The sequence below is a fragment of the Rudaea sp. genome, assembly GCF_036383415.1.
Lineage (GTDB): Bacteria > Pseudomonadota > Gammaproteobacteria > Xanthomonadales > Rhodanobacteraceae > Rudaea.
Genome location: NZ_DASVOK010000425.1, coordinates 1 through 2,575, shown reverse-complemented (window position 1 = coordinate 2,575; position 2,575 = coordinate 1). Strand labels below are relative to the sequence as shown.

General features: G+C 67.6%; 3 protein-coding genes. 1 reads left to right on the top strand and 2 read right to left on the bottom strand.

Annotated features, from left to right (window positions below):
• The coding region (locus VF497_RS15520; RefSeq protein WP_330890349.1) for an HAD-IC family P-type ATPase at positions 1-499 on the top strand (499 nt) is incomplete at its 5' end.
• Positions 500-606: 107 nt separating this feature from the next.
• Here VF497_RS15520 and VF497_RS15515 read toward each other — a convergent pair.
• Positions 607-1,110, bottom strand: coding sequence for a DUF4440 domain-containing protein (locus VF497_RS15515; protein WP_330890347.1), 504 nt, complete (start codon positions 1,108-1,110; stop codon positions 607-609).
• 37 nt (positions 1,111-1,147) lie between these two features.
• A partial coding sequence (locus tag VF497_RS15510) for an aldehyde dehydrogenase family protein (protein ID WP_330890345.1) occupies positions 1,148-2,575 on the bottom strand: 1,428 nt, incomplete at its 5' end.

Here is a 2,575-nt window from a genome sequence, read left to right as displayed (position 1 = left end):
GCGCGTCATCATGGCCACCGGCGACGGGCTGACCACGGCCCGGGCCGTTGCTGCCAGGCTGGGCATCGACGAGGTGCACGGCGAAGTGAAGCCCGCCGACAAGCTCGCGCTGGTCGACAGGCTGCAGCGCGAAGGCCGCATCGTCGCGATGGCCGGCGACGGCATCAACGACGCGCCCGCGCTGGCCGCAGCCGACGTCGGCATCGCCATGGGTACGGGCACCGACGTGGCGATGGCCAGCGCGCAGGTCACGCTGGTCAAGGGCGACCTGCGCGGCATCGTGCGCGCGCTCGCGATCTCGCGCGGCGCGGTCGCGAACATGCGCCAGAACCTCGGTCTCGCCTTCGTCTACAACGCGCTCGGCGTGCCGCTTGCCGCGGGTGTGCTGTATCCGTTTACCGGCCTGCTGTTGAGTCCGATGATCGCCGCGCTGGCGATGAGCCTGTCGTCGGTGTCGGTGATCGGCAATGCGTTGCGCCTGCGTGCGGTGAGAGCGTGAGCGAACGCGCCAGCCGATACGCGGACTTTCGCGTGCAGAGGGCGAAGCGGAGTTTGCGCGCGCGAGTGTCGCGAGGTCATTGCGCGTCCGCGTTGCGAGTCGTGCCGTTACTTGACCGCCGGCTCGAGCGGCGCGGACTCCCAGCGCACATCGACGATCTTCCAGATGCCGTTCTCGCGTTTCAGGCTGAGCAGCTCGCGGCTGTGCAGCGCGATGGGTTTGCCTTTGGATGACGTCGCACGGATCTCGCTTTCGCTGCCAACCAGCGCACCATCGCCAACGGACCTGGAGCCTGACGCGAGCGGCTTGATCTGCGCGGCTGCGAGAAAGGCGATGTCGGCCGCGAGGTGCTCCGCGGCGTATTCGGAACGAGTTTGCGTGTGGCCGCCTTCGTGGATGCGTGCCTGCGCGGAGAGCAGGGCGAGCGCGGCATCGCGATTACCCTTCTTCAACGCCGCGGCGAACGCCCGGGCAGCGGACTCGGCCTCCGGCACCGCGCCAGGTTCGAACCCGGCGCGTGCGGCGGGCTTTGGCGTGGACGCCATTTCAGCGGCGACGGCGACGTTGGCTGCCAACGCAGCCAACGAGAGCAGAACCGAAGACGATTTCATGCCGCTGCTTTTGAGTGCCCGCTGTCCGGCGCGACGATCAGAGATCGAACTTGATGCCCTGCGCGAGCGGCAGCGAATCCGAATAGTTGACCGTGTTGGTCTGGCGGCGCATGTAGGCTTTCCACGCATCGCTGCCCGATTCGCGGCCGCCGCCGGTTTCCTTCTCGCCGCCGAACGCGCCGCCGATCTCGGCGCCCGAGGTGCCGATGTTGACGTTGGCGATGCCGCAGTCGGAACCGGCCGCGGAGAGGTACTTCTCCGCCGTCTGCATGTCGCGCGTGAAGATCGAGCTCGACAGACCCTGTGGCACGCCGTTCTGCAGCGCGATCGCCTCGTCGAGCGTGTCGAACGGCATCGCGTAGAGAATCGGCGCGAAGGTTTCGGTCTGCACGACGCCATCGGCATTCTTCACGCCGCTGATGATCGTTGGCAGGACGAAGTTGCCGGGCTTGTCGCTGAGTGCCGCACCGCCGGTCTCGACCTTGCCGCCGGCCGCCTTGGCCTTCTCGATCGCGCCGACGAAACCGTCGACCGCGGCCTTCGAGTTGAGCGGACCCATCAGCGTCGTCGCCAGCGTCGGGTCGCCGATCTTCTTCTCGACCTGCTTGTACGCGGCGACGAGCTTGCCCATGACGTCGGCGAAGATCGACTTGTGGATCAGCACGCGACGCGTCGTCGTGCAGCGCTGGCCGGCCGTGCCGACTGCGCCGAACACGATCGCCGGGATCGCGAGCTTCAGATCGGCGCTGGCGTCGACGATGATCGCGTTGTTGCCGCCGAGTTCGAGCAGCGAGCGGCCCATGCGGCGTGCGACGCGCTCGCCGACCGTGCGCCCGACGGCGGTCGAACCGGTGAAGCTGATCAGCGGAATGCGATGGTCATCGACGAAGGTCTGCGCGAGCTCGACGCCGGCGTCGTTGAACAGGAAAAACAGGTCGGGGAAGCCACCGGCCTTGAGTGCCTCGTTGCAGATACTCATCGAGGCGATCGCCGACAGCGGCGTCTTCGGCGACGGCTTCCAGATCGAGATGTCGCCGCACACCGCGGCGATGAACGCGTTCCACGCCCACACCGCGACCGGGAAGTTGAACGCGGAGATGATGCCAACGAGGCCGAGTGGATGCCACTGCTCGCCCATGCGGTGGCCCGGGCGCTCGCTGTGCATCGAGTTGCCGTAGAGCATGCGCGACTGGCCGACGGCGAAGTCGGCGATGTCGATCATTTCCTGCACTTCGCCGTCGCCTTCGGGTTTGATCTTGCCCATCTCGAGCGCGACCAGCGAGCCGAGCGCGTCCTTGTGCTTGCGCAGCGCCTCGCCGCAGAGGCGGATCGCTTCGCCGCGGCGTGGCGCCGGCGTCGTGCGCCACACGGCGAACGCGGCCTGCGCGCGCTGCACGATCGTCTCGTAGTCGCTCGCCGAAGCCGAATGCACACGACCGATCACCTCGTGCGTGCTCGGGTTGAC

Coding starts and splice junctions, on each gene's coding strand:
- VF497_RS15515 (WP_330890347.1), bottom strand. CDS start 1,110: ATGAAATCGTCTTCGGTTCTGCTCTCGTTGGCTGCGTTGGCAGCCAAC.